This is a genomic window from Catenuloplanes atrovinosus, from assembly GCF_031458235.1.
GTDB lineage: Bacteria > Actinomycetota > Actinomycetes > Mycobacteriales > Micromonosporaceae > Catenuloplanes > Catenuloplanes atrovinosus.
In genome coordinates this window covers 4691683-4706206 of sequence record NZ_JAVDYB010000001.1, presented here as the reverse complement: position 1 = coordinate 4706206, position 14524 = coordinate 4691683, and the positions used below count along the sequence as shown (strand labels likewise).

Genomic DNA, 14524 nt, shown 5'->3' with positions numbered 1-14524 from the left:
CTAGTGGCCTAAGGTCATCCGCGTGATGTCCGACTTCGCGGCGCAGCTGCGGGCGGCCTCGTTGCGCGTGACCCGTCCCCGGATGGCGGTGCTCGCCGCGCTGCGCGACCACCCGCACGTCGACACCGACACCGTGATCTCCCTGGTCCGGGCCGACCAGCCCATGGTCTCCCACCAGGCGATCTACGATGTGCTGCGTGCGCTCACGGACGCCGGCCTGGTCCGGCGCATCCAGCCGGCCGGCGCGACCGCCCGATACGAGACCCGGGTGGCGGACAACCACCACCACCTCGTCTGCCGCTCCTGCGGCGCGATCGTGGACGTCGAGTGCGCGGCCGGCCAGGCCCCCTGTCTCACCGCCTCGGACGACCACGGCTACGTGGTCGACGAGGCCGAGGTCGTCTTTTGGGGCGTCTGCCCCGACTGCGCGGCTGACCGCATTGCCCCGTGATTCGCCAGCTCGGAAGGAATCAGATGACGCAGGACAACGCACCCTCCAGCGCGCAGGGCGTGGACGAGAAGGAGGCGGCCGGCTGCCCGGTCGCGCACGACTCGGTGACCGCCAGCGGCAGCGAGAGCGAGAACCCGGCGATCGACTCGCCGACGCCGAAGACCGGTGGGCGCCCGCGCAGCAACCGTGACTGGTGGCCCAACCAGCTCGACCTGTCCGTGCTGCACGCCCACTCCTCCAAGGGCAACCCGCTCGGCGACGACTTCGAGTACGCGAAGGAGTTCGCCAAGCTCGACGTCGAGGCGCTCAAGCGGGACATCACCGAGGTGCTCACCACCTCGCAGGACTGGTGGCCGGCCGACTTCGGTCACTACGGCGGCCTGATGATCCGGATGAGCTGGCACGCCGCCGGTACGTACCGCATCCAGGACGGCCGTGGCGGCGCCGGCGACGGCGGTCAGCGGTTCGCGCCGCTGAACAGCTGGCCGGACAACGCCAACCTGGACAAGGCCCGCCGCCTGCTCTGGCCGGTCAAGGCCAAGTACGGCCAGAAGGTCTCCTGGGCCGACCTGCTCGTCCTCGCCGGCAACGTGGCGCTGGAGTCGATGGGCTTCAAGACGTTCGGCTTCGGCTTCGGCCGCGTCGACGTGTGGGAGCCGGAGGAGATCTTCTGGGGTCCCGAGGACACCTGGCTCGGCGACGAGCGCTACGTCGGCGACGCCGAGATGTCCGAGGGCGTCGGCGCCACCGAGATGGGCCTGATCTACGTCAACCCGGAGGGCCCGCGCGGCAACGCCGACCCGCTGGCCGCGGCGTACTTCATCCGCGAGACGTTCGGCCGGATGGCGATGAACGACGAGGAGACCGTCGCGCTCATCGCCGGTGGCCACACGTTCGGCAAGACCCACGGCGCCGCGCCGGCCGACAACCACGTCGGCCCGGAGCCGGAGGCCGCGCCGCTGGAGGCCCAGGGCCTCGGCTGGCTGAACACGCACGGCACCGGCAAGGGCGGCGACACCATCACGTCCGGCCTGGAGGTCACCTGGACCGACAAGCCGACGCAGTGGAGCAACCGGTTCTTCGAGATCCTCTTCGGGTACGAGTGGGAGCTGACCACCAGCCCCGCCGGCGCGAAGCAGTGGGTCGCCAAGGACGCCGAGGCGATCATCCCGGACGCGCACGACCCGTCCCGGAAGCACAAGCCGACCATGCTCACCACCGACCTGTCGCTGCGCGTGGACCCGGCGTACGAGAAGATCTCCCGCCGCTTCCTGGAGCACCCCGAGGAGTTCCAGCTCGCGTTCGCCAAGGCGTGGTACAAGCTGCTGCACCGTGACATGGGCCCGGTCAGCCGCTTCCTCGGCCCGTGGGTCCCCGAGGCGCAGCTCTGGCAGGACCCGGTCCCGGCCGTGTCCGGCCCGCTGGTCTCCGCCGACGACATCGCCACGCTCAAGGCCAAGGTGCTGGACTCCGGCCTGACCGTCTCCCAGCTCGTCTCCACCGCGTGGGCGTCGGCCGCCAGCTTCCGCTCCACCGACAAGCGCGGTGGCGCGAACGGCGCCCGCATCCGGCTGGAGCCGCAGCGCAACTGGGAGGTCAACCAGCCCGCGCAGCTCGCCACCGTGCTGAGCACACTGGAGGGCATCCAGACCGAGTTCAACGCGGCCGGCGGCGCGCAGATCTCGCTCGCCGACCTGATCGTGCTGGCCGGTGGCGCCGCCATCGAGAAGGCCGCCCAGGACGCCGACATCAAGGTGACCGTGCCGTTCCACCCGGGCCGCACGGACGCCGCCCAGGAGCAGACCGACGTCGAGTCGTTCGCGGTCCTGGAGCCGCGCGCCGACGCGTTCCGTCAGTACCTGCGGCCGGGCGAGAAGACCCAGCCGGAGATCCTGCTGGTGGACCGCGCCTACATGCTGGACCTGACCGCGCCGGAGATGACCGTCCTGATCGGCGGCCTGCGCGCGCTCGGCAACAACGTGGGCGGCTCGCGGCACGGTGTGCTCACCTCGCGCCCCGGCGTGCTCACCAACGACTTCTTCGCCAACCTGCTGTCCCCCGGGACGAAGTGGCAGGCGTCGGAGACCGAGGAGCACGTGTACGAGATCCGCGACCTGGCCACGGACGAGGTCAAGTGGACCGCCACCGCGGTCGACCTGATCTTCGGCTCCAACTCCCAGCTGCGCGCGCTGGCCGAGGTCTACGCCTCCGCCGACGCCCGCGAGAAGTTCGTCGAGGATTTCGTCAAGGCCTGGGTCAAGGTCATGGACAACGACCGCTTCGACCTGAAGTGATCTCCGCCTGACGTGACGGGCCCGGCCACTCGGCCGGGCCCGTTTCGCGTTGCCGGGGACCTACCTCTTCCAGAACGGCTTGCGCGGCGGCGTCTCCGGGGTGTCGCCGTCGCCGGCCGCGAACGCGTCCAGCAGGCGCAGCGACTCCGACCACAGCGTGTCGAGGTCGCCGATGCCGCGCAGCAGCAGGCGGGCCAGCTCGGCCAGCGGGCGGGTCCGCGACTCCGGGACGCCGGTGAGCACGGCGTGCAGGCGGGTGCCGAGGTCGTCGAGCAGGTCGCGGCGCTCCATCGTGGACAGGTCCGCGGACCGGCGCAGCCGGTCGGCCTCGGTGCGGGCGAACGTGACCAGGTCCGCGGGCGAGGCGCCGCCGCCGTGGCCGGTCGGGGCGGCGGCCACGGCCGGGGCGAACGCGGGCGACGGCGGCGGGACCGCGCCGAACCCGCCGGTGGCGGACGGTGCCGGGGGCGGGCCCGCGTCGTAGGAAGCGGCGTGGGCGCCGCGGAAGCCGCCGGCGGCGCTGAGGCCGAGCCGAGGGCTGCCGGCGGCCAGCCGCACGGGCCCGGCCGGCCGCGCCGCGACGGGCGCCTCCCAGCCGGACGGCAGTTCGACCGGCTGCGTCACCCGGCGGGCCTGGCCGCCCTCAGTGACCACGCGGGTGTCCACGGCCAGCCACGCGGTGAAGCGGCACAGCACCCGGTGGCGCAGCGACGTGGCGACGATCTCGGGTTCCAGGTCCACCTCGCCGATCGTGTAGCGGTCCTCCAGCTCGCGCAGCCGGCCGCGGGCCCACTGGGCGGTCACCGCGGGCTCGTCGGCGCGCCGCACCGGCACGTCCAGCGTGAACTCCGCGTCGTCGCGGGTGCGGCCGCGCACGGTCAGCGCCGCCGGCACGGCGCCGACCGACCGTCCGAACAGGACCAGCGGTACGCCCGGGAAGACGGCCGCCGGGCGACGCAGCTCCACATCGGACACGGTCACGCCGGTGACCAGCGGGGCCGCGATGCGGCGGTGGATGCGGTCCATCGCCTCGTCCAGGCGGTCCTCGCTCTCGACCAGCTCGCAGCGGCCGGCGCCGGTCGCGGCCAGCCGGCCGAGGAACCCGGCGTTGACCGCGCGGTCGATGCCGACCGTGTGGACGCGCACCCCGGACGCGAGCCCGCCGGCCTCGGCCAGGATCTGGTCCTCGTTGCCGACCTGCCCGTCCGTGATCAGCACCAGCACCCGGTCGCGGTCCTCCGTGCCGGCGTCGGCCAGCAGCCTCAACCCGGCGCGCAGCGGCGCAAGGATCTCCGTGCCGCCACGGGCGCCGGCGGCGGCCAGGTGCTCGACCGCGCGGAAGCGGTTGCGGTCGGTCGCGGCGGACAGGCCGTCGCCGAGCGCGGCCGGGCGGTCGACGCGGTTGTCGAACGTCATGACCGCGAACCGGTCGGCGGCGGTCAGCGAGTCGACGAGCCGGGCGGCGGCTCGGCGCGCGGTCACCATCTTCCAGCCGTGCATGCTGCCGGACCGGTCCAGCAGCAGCACCACGTCCTTCGGCCGCGGCGGCGCCTCCGACGCGGGCGGCAGCACGATCACCTGGTACGTACCGCCGTCGGCGTCCGGCACGAACACGGCCCCGGAGCCGGAGCCCGCGTACGGCAGCCGCAGCACGAAGTCGCGGTCCGCGCGCTCGCCCGGCCGGATCGAGATCTCCCCGTCCTGGTGGGTCACCGCGTGCAGGCTGGAGCGGACCTCGCCGAGCGGCAGCCCGGCGGTGTCGATCGTGACGCCGATGGACAGGCGCAGCGGGTTCGGGAAGCCGGGCAGCAGCACCGGCGGCGTGATCCGGGACGCGTCCGGGACCGCGTCGGTGTCCCGCTCCCGTCCGTCACCGGCCTGCTCGCCGGGCAGCGGCGCGCCCGGGATGTAGCGCGGCGCCACGACCAGCGGGAAGCGGAACGTGGCCGCGTCGTCCTCCCACGCCAGCGGGCCGGTCAGTGACAGTGTCACGGTGACGCGCTCGCCGGGCAGGATGTTGCCGACGCGCATGGTGAACACGTCCGGCCGGTCCTCCTCCGCGATCGAGGCGCGCTGCCCGGCGCCGATCGCGGCGTCGTAGGCGGCCCGGGCCGCGCCGCGCTCACGCAGGTCCGCCTCGATGGTGCGATCGTCCGCGGTCATGGTCATGCCCGTCACGGCCGCGCGGTCCGGCAGCGGGAAGATGTACGTCGCCTCCAGCGGCTCGGCGAACGCGTTGACGAACTCGGTGGTGACGACCGTGCGGGCGACCAGGCCGCTGATCGAGGCGCGCACGTCGAGCCGGTCGAGCGGCAGGTTGCCGAGTCGGGTGCCGAGCGCCCCCAGACCGGCGTCCGGCTGCGGCTGCGGCGGTGCGATCGGGACGACGGGCAGGGCGGTCATGCGGTTCCCCCATCTGATAGCAGGCCACGGGCCTTGAGCAGGTCGATCAGCGGCTGGGCGGCGTCGGTCAGGTCCTCCAGGTCGCGCGCCGACGGGCGTACCGGCAGCAGGAGGAAGGCGCCACCGCCCAGCGCGACGCCCCCCACCTCCCGCAACCGGCCGGATGGTGGGGGATCGGCCGGCGGGGCCGGCGGCGTGGCCCAGAACCGCGGCCGGACCGGTGCGTCGTCCGCCGCCGGTGGGCCGTCGGTGGTCAGCAGGCCGGCGGGTACGCGCGCGAGCGCGGCCAGCTCCGCATCGGTGGCGCCGGCCAACTCGGCCTGGATCGCGGCCAGCGAGTGGCCCTCGGCCTGACGCCGTTTGACCGCGACGATCTGCAGCAGGTGACGCGGCTCGTAGAGCGCGGTCCGGCCGCGCATCGCGGTGGCACGGTCGACCAGGCCGGTCGTCGCGTACCACCGGACGGCGCGGCGGTCGGGCAGCTCGCGGACCCGGCCGTTGGGCGCGCCGGGATATTCGGCCGCGAGGGCCTCCCGCACGCGCTCCAGCAGCTCCTCCATCGTCCACACGCCCGCCATCCTGACACTGTCATAGTGACAGTGTCAACCGCGGCGCAGGCCGGTCAGCATGATCTCCAGGTATCGGCGGGTGACCGCGCGCCGGTCCTCCGCGCCGGCCCGGACCCGGACGGCGTAGATGACGCCGCACAGCAGCGGGATCATGTCGGCCTGCGTCACCTCGGGGTGGATCAGGCCCGCGTCGCGGGCGCGGTCGAGCAGTCGGCCGGACAGCGCGTTCAGCCGCTCCAGCAACTCGTCCGTGCGTGGCAGCACGTGCCTGGCGGTGGCCAGCGCCGGCTGCATCGACGGGTCGTCGAGCTGCGCGTCGAGCGCCGCGACCAGGTAGCCGGAGAACGCGCGCCACGGATCGTCGTCGGCCAGCGCGCGCTCGGCGTGCGCTATCAGCGCCTCCAGGCTCGGCGTCGCGATCGTCTCCAGCAGCGCCTCCGGCGTGGGGAAGTGCCGGTAGACCGTGGCCACGCCGACCGGCGCAGCGCGCGCGACCTCGTTGAGCTGGAGCGGGACCCCCTCGTTCACGAAGCGACGGCCGGTGTCCACGATCAACTGCCAGTTGCGGGCGGCGTCCTTGCGCAGCGGGGGCGTGCTCATGAGACGAGCATAACCGGATGTTCCATCCGGATCGTGCTACGTTGAAGCGGATGAGTTATCCAATTCGTTGGCGAAGGGCCGCGACATGAAGACCGACGATCCGCACACGGTACGGCTGAGCAGCGCCTCCATCGAGGCCGGCGGGCGGACCCGGACCTACACGCTGGCCACGCCGGAGGGCGGCTTCGACCGGCTGCTGCTCGCATTCCACGGCTCCCGGCTGAACGCGGCCCGGTTCCGCGCGTTCACCGGCAACGCGCTGGACACCGTCCGCGGCACCGCCGTCGCCTACCTCGACGGGTTCCGCGGCAACTGGAACGACGCGCGCGCCGGCAGCCGCTTCCCGGCCCGCACGCACGGCATCGACGACGTGGCGTTCGCGGACGCGGTCGCGTCCCGGGTGGGGGAGGGCCGGCCGGTGTACGCCGTCGGCTACTCCAACGGCGGCGGCATGGTGATCCGGCTGCTGCACGAGCGTCCCGACCTGATCGCCGGCGGTGCCGTCATCGCGGCCGGCCAGCCCGCGCCGGACAACTTCCTGCTCCGGGACGACGACCTGCCGATCGAGCCGCGCCCAGTGATGATCATCCACGGTACCCGCGACCCGGTCGTGCCGTACGACGGCGGCCAGCTCGCCCTCTGGGCCCGCTACCTGTTCCGCGCGCACGGCGCGCTGCTCTCCGCCCCCGACACGGCCGCGTACTTCGCCGCCCGCAACGGCATCACGGCCGCACCGGTCACCACGTCACTCACGGCCGAGGTCACCCGCACCGACCACCACCAGGACGGCCACGAGCCGGTCCGCCTCTACACCGTGCACGGCGGCGGCCACACCATCCCCGGCCCGGTCCCCTCGCCGGCCCTGATCGGCCGCACCACCCGCGACCTGCACACCGGCCCGGCGATCGAGGACTTCTTCGGGTTCTAGCGGCCCGTCACCGGGGCAGTGGGCTGCGGCCGAGTCCGCACGGCGACCGGCCGCCCACCGTCCATGGTGGACGACGCCTCAGTCGCAGGCGGTGCCGGAGCCGGCGACCTCGCCGTGCGGAGGTCCAGCAGGTCCGGGGTGGCGGCGCTGCCGCCGCAGACGAGCGGGGTGTCGGCCGTCGGCAGCACGGTGAGGAAGGCGACGGTGCTGGTGGCGGGCGGGCGGCCCGCGCCGCGACGGTCGCGGTGGTGCCGGTCAGCCGCTCCAGCGCGCCGACGTCGTAACCGGTGCAGCAGACGATCCGGCTCCGCGGCTCCGGCGGCTCACCGGCGCCGGCCAGCGGGCCGACACAGCCGAGCAGCGGCACGGCGATCAGTGCGAGAAGCACGGCGAGCAGCGGTCGCGCCGACATGCGCCCGACGGTACGGCCGCGGCGCAACGGCTCCGGCGTCCGCCGGCGCCGGGAACCCGATCGCCCCGCGGCCGGGCGGCGGGTTAGCGTCTGGGCATGACGGGGACGTTACTGATCATCGTGGGGGCGCCGGCGGTCGGGAAGATGACCGTGGGCGAGGAGATCGCGGCGCGGACCGGGTTGCGGCTGTTCCACAATCACCTCGCGATCGAGCCGGTGCTGCGGTTCTTCCCGTTCGGAAGTCCGCCGTTCGGGCGGCTCGTCGACCGGTTCCGCCGGGACGTCATCGAGGAGGTGGCGGCCAGCGACCTACCCGGGCTGATCTTCACCTACGTGTGGGCGTTCGACCTGCCCGAGGACGAGCGCGCGGTGCAGGCGCTGGCGGAGCCGTTCCGCCGGCGCGGCGGGCGCGTGCTGTTCCTGGAACTTCAGGCCAGTCAGGAGGAACGGCTGCGCCGCAACGAGGGCGCGACCCGGCTGGCGGAGAAGCCGTCCCGGCGCGACCTCGATGCCTCCCGGCGGCAGCTGCTCGACCTGGACCAGCGCTATCGGCTGCGCTCCGAGGGCCGCTTCGACGGCCGTGCCGACTACCTCCGCATCGACAACACCGGCCTGGAGCCGGCCGAGGTCGCCACGCGGGTGATCGCGCACTTCGGCCTCCCGCCGGTCAGCGGCTACTGATCGCCCGGCGCGCGCGGGGCGGCGAGCGCGTCGTGCGTGCCGGTGTGGTGGAAGCGGTCCGGGCGGAACGCGGACAGCAGCGGCTCGGCCGGGCCGCCGCACAGCTCGCCCGCGATCACCTCGGCCAGCCACGGCGCGAGCGTGATGCCGCTGTGCGTGGCGATCGCCCAGACCGGCGAGCCCGGCGCGATCCGGCCCGCGGCCGTGCGGCCGTCCGCCGGGATCACGCGATGCCCGGCGCGGACCGCGATGACGCGCGGCCTCGTGTGCGGCAGCACGGCGGCGACCCGCCGCTCGATCTCCGCGGCGACGGTCGCGGGCGGTGGGGTGCGCGGGTCCGCCGTGCCGTCCAGGTCCAGGGCCTGCACCAGCAGCGTGCCGTCCTCGCCCGGCCGCAGGCCGAGCCGGTCGGTCTTGACGATCGTGGTGATGCCGTGGCCGGGCGCGGCCACGTCCGTCAGGTAACCGAACGCCGGGGAATCCACCACCGGGGGTACGAGCGGCAGCGCACCGCCCGCGGACGCGACCAGCTCGGCGGTGCCGGTGCCGGCGCAGATCACCACGGACTCCGCGCGCACCCGCCCGCCGTCCGCGAGGTGCACGGTGGCGCCGGCGTCGTGCGCCTCCACCCGGGTGGCCCGCGCGGGGGTGACCGCCGGGGCGAGCCGCGCGATCCACCGGCGCGGAAAGGCGTGGCCCTCGCCATCGAAGATCGCGACCAGCGCGTCGTCCGGGACCGGCACCGGCGTACGGGCCCGGGCCTCCGCCGGCGTCGCCCACCGTGCCTCGTACCCCAGACCGATCAGCCGCTCGGTGCGCTGCGTCAGGCTCGCCCGGTGCGCCTCCCCGACCGCGATCGACACGTGCCCGGTGAACGCGACCGCGTCCGGCGCCTCCGCCGCGATCCGCCGCCACGCCTCGACCCCGCGCAGGTTGAGCGCGTGATAGTCCAGCGGCGTCTTCTTGTGACTGTTGATCCACGCGAAGCTGGTCGCGCTGGTCCCGCCGCCGGGCTCGCCCGCCTCCAGCAGCGTGACGCTCCGCCCGCGCCGCCGGAGCGCCGCGGCCAGCGCGGTGCCGACGACGCCCGCGCCCACGATCACGACGTCCGTACCAGCCATGACCCACCTCCGAAGGCGTCCAGGATAGTCCTTGACGCGGGCATCACAATCGAGTCCGTGAATGGACTGGGCACCTATGAGGGGAATGTCGTACCGCGCAACGTCTGGATCGCCGTCGGCGTGATCCTGGCCTGGTCGCTGGGGCCGGTGGCCCTGACGCTCACCGCACTGCCCGATCTCATCAGCGGCGACATCAACGGACGGGCGCTGCGCTTCCCGGATTTCGTGTCCGCGTTCCAGCCGCTGCTGCTCACGGCCGGGTTCGTGCTCATCGCCGAGATGATCCGGCGCCGGAAGCGGCGGGCGTGGCTGGGGCTGATCATCATCGGCGCGGTGGGCGCGCTGGTCGCGGTGCCGCTCGCGGTCATCGACGAGTTCGACCCGGTGTTCCTGGCCGGCGCGCTGCTCTACGCCGGTGGCCTGGTGGTGGCCGCGCTCCTGCCCGGCGTGCGCCGGTGGTGCGACGAGTAGGCCGTCCGGTGGCGTCCGGCGCGCCGCGATGGCCCGGGGCAGGGATAATCGTCGGCGAGAGCGTGCGAACGACGATCGGAAGGACCTGTCTTGAGCGGCGGACTAGCAGCCCTGTTGGACGACATCGCGGTGCTGGCACGAGCGGCATCCGCGTCCATCGATGACGTGGGCGTGGCGGCCGCGAAGGCCGGGTCGAAGGCCGCGGGTGTGGTCATCGACGATGCCGCGGTCACGCCGCAGTACGTGCGCGGCCTCGCGGCCGACCGCGAGCTGCCGATCATCAAGCGGATCGCGCTCGGGTCGCTGGGCAACAAGGCGATCATCATCGTGGTGGCGCTGCTGCTCAGCCAGTTCGTGCCGTGGCTGCTCACACCGATCCTGATGCTCGGCGGCGCCTATCTCTGTTACGAGGGCGCCGAGAAAGTCTGGGCGAAGGTCTCCGGCCACGGCGCGCACGGCGAGGACGAGCAGCTCAAGGACGAGAAGACGCTGATCTCCGGCGCGATCCGGACCGACCTGATCCTCTCCGCGGAGATCATGGTGATCTCGCTGAACGAGGTCGCCGAGCAGAGCTTCGTCTCCCGCCTGGTCATCCTGTGCGTGGTCGCGGTGCTGATGACCGTCGCGGTGTACGGCGCCGTCGCGATCATCGTCAAGATGGACGACGTCGGCCTGCGCCTGTCCGAGCGCTCCGGCACCGCCGTCGCCGCCCTCGGCCGCGGCCTGGTCAAGGCCATGCCCAAGGTGCTCACCGTGCTCACCATCGTCGGCACCGCCGCCATGCTCTGGGTCGGCGGCCACATCCTGCTGGTCGGCTCCGACGAGCTCGGCCTGCACGCGGTCTACGGCGCCGTCCACCACATCGAGGAAGCCGCCCACCACGCGACCGGCCCGCTCGGCGGCGTGGTCGGCTGGCTGGTCAACACGATCGCCAGCGCCATCGTGGGCTTGATCATCGGCGCGGTGATCGTCGTCATCATGACCTTCACCTTCCACCGCGCCAAGCACGGCTCCGGCGCGCACGGCGACGGCCACGGCACCACCCACGCCGCCCCGGCCACCGACGCCTCCGCCGCCGGGACCGGTACTTCCACCGCAACCGCGGCCGGCGTGCACGCGGCGGCCGGCGCCAACCCGGCGGCCGGCACGGATGCCACGGCGGGCGCGAACGCCGCGCCGGCCGCGGACCCGGCGCCGGCCACGGACGCCGCGCCCGGTACCGATCCCGCGCCCAGGGCCGGTGGCACCCCGGCGGCCAAGCCGGACGCCACGCCGCCGGCGGACCCGGCCGGCGCCTGAACCACGGCCCCGAACGCGAGCCGCCCCGCCACGAGAATCCGTGGTGGGGCGGCTTCGTCAGAATCGCGAGATCGACGTCGCGTGCTTCTCAGGAGCGGACGACCAGCGTCTTCGCGGCCATGTCGCCCAGGCGGCGACGCTTGTCGTTGGTGAGCACGACGACGAACGCGACCAGGTAGCCGAACAGGCCGTCGACGATCCGCAGCAGGGTGCGCAGGGCCGCCTGCCCCCAGCTCGGCGCCGCGCCGGTGGCCTCGTCCACGACCCGAATGCCGGTGACCATCTTGCCGAGCGTGCGCCCGGCCAGGCGCTCCATCAGCACGTAGTACGCGATCGCGAAGGCCGCGTACAGCAGCGTCCCGGCCGGCGACATCGTCCACATCGTGGCCGTGCCCGCCGTCTCCATGGCCGCGCTCCGCTCGACCCCGAACATCATCATGAACCCGCCGCCGACCAGCACCATCAGGAACCCGTCGATCAGGTTCGCGACGACCCGCCGCCCGGTCACCTTGACGTCGCGCGTGGTCGCGGACGGTTCCTCCCAGGGCGCCTTAGCCGGCGCGGCATGGTACTGCGATTCCGTCGTGGTCATCTCAAATCCTCCCCATTGGACGGTGACGGAGGACTCATACCCACTGACCGCTCAGTTCCTAACCTCGGCGGGCTACTTCGTGTCCGAACAGGCGGCGGGCACCGGCTCGCCCTCGGCCAGGTGGCGCTGGACAACGGCGTGACCACGGAGCTGACCGCGACCACGCGCACCGCGGTGAGCCGGTTCGCCTTCGGTGGGAACGCCACGCTGATCCTCGACGTGTCCGGCCCGAACAACCGCACGTTCGGCAGCGCGGTCACGATCGATCCGGCGACGCGCACGGTGTCCGGCTGGATGTACGGCGTGGACGTCTGCGACAACGGCAACTACTACCGCGCCTCCTTCTCCACCACGTACGACACGGACTTCGCCTCGTACGGCGTGTGGAGGGACGACGTGCTGACCGCGGGCGCGACGCGCGTGGAGAAGGGCGGCACGGACACCGGCGTCGACCACCGGCACGACACCGGCGCGTGGGTCACGTTCCCGGCCGGCGCGACCGTGACCGCGAGCACCGGCTTCAGCTACGTGAGCGTGGACAACGCGGCCGCGAACCGTACCGCCGAGGTGGGCCGGAAGGGCTTCGACCCGGTGCGGAGGGACGCGCGGAAGGCGTGGGAGAAGGCGCTCGGCACGGTCGACGCCGAGGGCGGCACGGACGAGCGGCGGGTCGAGTTCTACACCGCGCTCCACCACGCCTTCCTGCACCCGAACGTGCGCGAGGACGTCAACGGCGAGTACCTGGGCTACGACGGGCGGGTGCACCGGGTGGAGCCGGGCCGGCACTTCTACCTGAACATCAACTTCGCCGGCTCCGGCTGGGACATGTACCGCGGCCAGGCGCAGCTGATCGCGCTGACCCACCCGGCGGTGGCGGCGGACATCAACCGGTCGATCGTGCTGCTGACCGAGCAGACCGGCGGCTGGGCGCCCGGCGCGTCCCGCATGCAGGGCGACAACCTGCAGGTCATCCTCTCCACGCTGGACGACATGGGGATCACCGACTACGACCGGGTCGCCGCGCTGCGGTCCATGGTGGAGACCCAGCGGCTGCCCGCGACGGCGAGCCGGCGGACGGACGCCTACCAGTACTTCGCGACCGGCCTGATCGAGAACCGGAAGGGCGACTTCGCCACGTCACGCGTGCTGGAGTACGCGATCGAACCAGCCCGCGTTCGGCACGCCGTGGGTCTACAACTGGCTGCGGGCGCCCGCGAAGACCGTGGACGTGGCGTACCGCGCGGTCGCCGAGATGTACGACACCACGCCGTCCGGCCTGCCCGGCAACGACGACCAGGGCGCGCTCAGCGCCTGGCTGGTCTTCGCCCACCTGGGTTTCTACCCGGCGATCTACGGCACCGGCACGCTGGTGCTGCACGCGCCGATGTTCGACCGGATCGACATCCGCCCGGTCGGCGGCGGCGCGGACATCGAGATCCAGGCGCCCGGCGTCGCCGCCGGCAAGCGCTACGTCAAGGACCTGCGCGTGGACGGCGAGCGGCGGACCGCGTCCTGGGTCGGCGCCGAGTTCGCCCGCGAGGGCGGCAAGCTGCGCTTCGTCATGTCCGCCACGCCGACCGCGTGGGGCACCGGCGCCGCGGACGTCCCACCGTCCTACCTGGACGGGATGGACGCCCGCAACAACGTCGGCACCACGCCGGACGGCCGGGGCGACCTGGGCTCGATGGACCTGAGCGACTGGTCGTACTCCCGTGACTCGCTGGCCGCCGCGGGCGCCTCCCCGGGCGCGGCGCTGCGGCACGGCGACCTCACGTTCACCTGGCCCACCGCCGCGCCCGGCACGCCGGACAACTGGATCCCGCACGGCCAGCGCATCGACCTGACCGATCACTCAGCCCGCGGCGTCTCGTTCCTCGGCCTGGCCACGAACGGCCCGGCCACCGGCACCGCCCACGTGGTCTACACCGACGGCACGGTCCAGGACGTCCCGCTGATCCTCGGCGACTGGGCCGCGGCCGCCCCGGTCGGCAACACCGCGCTGCTGACCGTCACCGGCCGCAACAACGCCGACGGCACCGCCGGCGGGGGCACGTTCCGGGTCTTCGCCACCGACCCGGTCGCGCTCGACCCGGCCAGGACCGTCGACGCCGTGATCCTGCCGCGGGGCAGCGACCGCGGCATCATGCACATCGTCGACGTGGCGATCGGCTGACCGCCACAGCCGGTACCGGCGCGCGACCCGGCGGCCCGCGTCGATGCAGGCCCGGCCCGGCGGCGTCCGCACGGGCGCCTCCGGGGCCAGCTCGCGGAACGCGCTGCCGTGGAAGACCAGCGGCGGTACGGCCCGGCCGTACTCGACCCGGCGGACGGCGAGCAGCGCGATCACGTGGTCGCCGGCCGGCACCTCCTCGGCCGGCGCGCAGTCGAACCAGGCCGCCGCGCCGCCGATGCGCACCGCCCCGGACGGCGCCGCGGTCCAGTCGACGCCGGCGAACCGGTCCACCGGCCCGGCGAGCCGCCGGCTCAGCGGGCCGTGCCCGGCGGCCAGCACGCTCACGCCGATCCCGCGCGAGCGGCGCAGCAGCGGCCAGGTGCGGGAGTCCCGCCGGATCGAGACCGCGAGCAGCGGCGGATCCAGCGAGACCGGGACGAACGAGCTCACCGCCATCCCCTCCGGTGCGCCGTCGACCAGCGCGGACAGTGCGGTGACGCCGCTCGGGAAGCGGGCGAAGGCGGCGCGCA

General features: G+C 73.6%; 12 protein-coding genes and 2 pseudogenes. 8 read left to right on the top strand and 6 right to left on the bottom strand.

All coding sequences use genetic code 11. The annotated features are described in order from the left end of the window. The first annotated feature begins 25 nt into the window (after positions 1-25). Both J2S41_RS20820 and katG read left to right on the top strand, forming a co-directional pair. Positions 26-451, top strand: a complete 426-nt coding sequence (locus J2S41_RS20820) for a Fur family transcriptional regulator (RefSeq protein WP_374728259.1) — start codon at positions 26-28, stop codon at positions 449-451. Positions 452-474: 23 nt separating this feature from the next. After that, positions 475-2745: a catalase/peroxidase HPI gene (katG, locus tag J2S41_RS20815; RefSeq protein ID WP_310369652.1), complete on the top strand. Its 2271-nt coding sequence runs from the start codon at positions 475-477 to the stop codon at positions 2743-2745. A gap of 60 nt (positions 2746-2805) precedes the next feature. Here katG and J2S41_RS20810 read toward each other — a convergent pair whose 3' ends face one another. Genes J2S41_RS20810 through J2S41_RS20800 form a run of 3 tightly spaced genes read right to left on the bottom strand, consistent with a single transcriptional unit; the run spans position 2806 to position 6317 of the window. Beyond that, entirely contained in the window at positions 2806-5148 is a 2343-nt protein-coding gene (locus tag J2S41_RS20810; protein WP_310369650.1) for a VIT domain-containing protein, read from the bottom strand. Further along, positions 5145-5726, bottom strand: coding sequence for a MerR family transcriptional regulator (locus J2S41_RS20805; protein ID WP_310369648.1), 582 nt, complete (start codon positions 5724-5726; stop codon positions 5145-5147). The genes J2S41_RS20810 and J2S41_RS20805 overlap by 4 nt, the downstream gene beginning before the upstream one ends. A gap of 24 nt (positions 5727-5750) precedes the next feature. Then, positions 5751-6317, bottom strand: a complete 567-nt coding sequence (locus J2S41_RS20800; RefSeq protein ID WP_310369646.1) for a TetR/AcrR family transcriptional regulator — start codon at positions 6315-6317, stop codon at positions 5751-5753. An 85-nt stretch (positions 6318-6402) separates the two neighbouring features. Here J2S41_RS20800 and J2S41_RS20795 point away from each other — a divergent pair, with 85 nt between their 5' ends. Together J2S41_RS20795 and J2S41_RS20790 are read left to right on the top strand one after the other, a co-directional pair. Then, a complete protein-coding gene (locus J2S41_RS20795) occupies positions 6403-7245 on the top strand; it encodes a CE1 family esterase (RefSeq protein WP_310369644.1) in 843 nt (280 codons plus the stop codon). 508 nt (positions 7246-7753) lie between these two features. Next, the gene (locus J2S41_RS20790) at positions 7754-8338 is read left to right on the top strand and encodes an ATP-binding protein (RefSeq protein ID WP_310369642.1); all 585 of its coding nucleotides are present in this window, start codon (positions 7754-7756) and stop codon (positions 8336-8338) included. On the opposite strand, the gene J2S41_RS20785 is transcribed toward J2S41_RS20790, so the two are convergent. Further along, the gene (locus J2S41_RS20785) at positions 8332-9459 is read right to left on the bottom strand and encodes an NAD(P)/FAD-dependent oxidoreductase (protein ID WP_310369640.1); all 1128 of its coding nucleotides are present in this window, start codon (positions 9457-9459) and stop codon (positions 8332-8334) included. The genes J2S41_RS20790 and J2S41_RS20785 overlap by 7 nt on opposite strands. 57 nt (positions 9460-9516) lie before the next feature. Between J2S41_RS20785 and J2S41_RS20780 the strand changes: the two genes are divergently transcribed. Then, on the top strand, positions 9517-9930 hold the full coding sequence (locus J2S41_RS20780) for a hypothetical protein (RefSeq protein WP_310369637.1): 414 nt from the start codon (positions 9517-9519) through the stop codon (positions 9928-9930). Positions 9931-10020: 90 nt separating this feature from the next. Further along, on the top strand, positions 10021-11229 hold the full coding sequence (locus tag J2S41_RS20775; protein WP_310369635.1) for a DUF808 domain-containing protein: 1209 nt from the start codon (positions 10021-10023) through the stop codon (positions 11227-11229). Positions 11230-11317: 88 nt separating this feature from the next. Here J2S41_RS20775 and J2S41_RS20770 read toward each other — a convergent pair whose 3' ends face one another. Further along, a complete protein-coding gene (locus tag J2S41_RS20770; protein WP_310369633.1) occupies positions 11318-11821 on the bottom strand; it encodes an RDD family protein in 504 nt (167 codons plus the stop codon). Here J2S41_RS20770 and J2S41_RS20765 point away from each other — a divergent pair. Together J2S41_RS20765 and J2S41_RS20760 are read left to right on the top strand one after the other, a co-directional pair. After that, positions 11795-12925 (top strand): annotated as a pseudogene (locus J2S41_RS20765) (glycoside hydrolase domain-containing protein); the annotation flags it as partial. The gene J2S41_RS20770 and the pseudogene J2S41_RS20765 sit on opposite strands and share 27 nt — an antisense overlap. Before the next feature lie 118 nt (positions 12926-13043). Next, positions 13044-13328, top strand: a pseudogene (locus tag J2S41_RS20760) (glycoside hydrolase domain-containing protein); the annotation flags it as partial. 345 nt (positions 13329-13673) lie between these two features. Here the strand turns inward: J2S41_RS20760 and J2S41_RS20755 are convergent. Next, positions 13674-14450, bottom strand: a complete 777-nt coding sequence (locus tag J2S41_RS20755; protein WP_310376435.1) for a flavin reductase family protein — start codon at positions 14448-14450, stop codon at positions 13674-13676. Between the last annotated feature and the right edge of the window lie 74 nt (positions 14451-14524).

Excerpts from the sequence above, each read along its gene's own strand:
- J2S41_RS20820 (WP_374728259.1), top strand. The coding sequence starts at position 26 with ATGTCCGACTTCGCGGCGCAGCTGCGGGCGGCCTCGTTGCGCGTGACC.
- katG (WP_310369652.1), top strand. The coding sequence starts at position 475 with ATGACGCAGGACAACGCACCCTCCAGCGCGCAGGGCGTGGACGAGAAG.
- J2S41_RS20810 (WP_310369650.1), bottom strand. The coding sequence starts at position 5,148 with ATGACCGCCCTGCCCGTCGTCCCGATCGCACCGCCGCAGCCGCAGCCG.
- J2S41_RS20805 (WP_310369648.1), bottom strand. The coding sequence starts at position 5,726 with ATGGCGGGCGTGTGGACGATGGAGGAGCTGCTGGAGCGCGTGCGGGAG.
- J2S41_RS20800 (WP_310369646.1), bottom strand. The coding sequence starts at position 6,317 with ATGAGCACGCCCCCGCTGCGCAAGGACGCCGCCCGCAACTGGCAGTTG.
- J2S41_RS20795 (WP_310369644.1), top strand. The coding sequence starts at position 6,403 with ATGAAGACCGACGATCCGCACACGGTACGGCTGAGCAGCGCCTCCATC.
- J2S41_RS20790 (WP_310369642.1), top strand. The coding sequence starts at position 7,754 with ATGACGGGGACGTTACTGATCATCGTGGGGGCGCCGGCGGTCGGGAAG.
- J2S41_RS20785 (WP_310369640.1), bottom strand. The coding sequence starts at position 9,459 with ATGGCTGGTACGGACGTCGTGATCGTGGGCGCGGGCGTCGTCGGCACC.
- J2S41_RS20770 (WP_310369633.1), bottom strand. The coding sequence starts at position 11,821 with ATGACCACGACGGAATCGCAGTACCATGCCGCGCCGGCTAAGGCGCCC.
- J2S41_RS20755 (WP_310376435.1), bottom strand. The coding sequence starts at position 14,450 with ATGGCGGTGAGCTCGTTCGTCCCGGTCTCGCTGGATCCGCCGCTGCTC.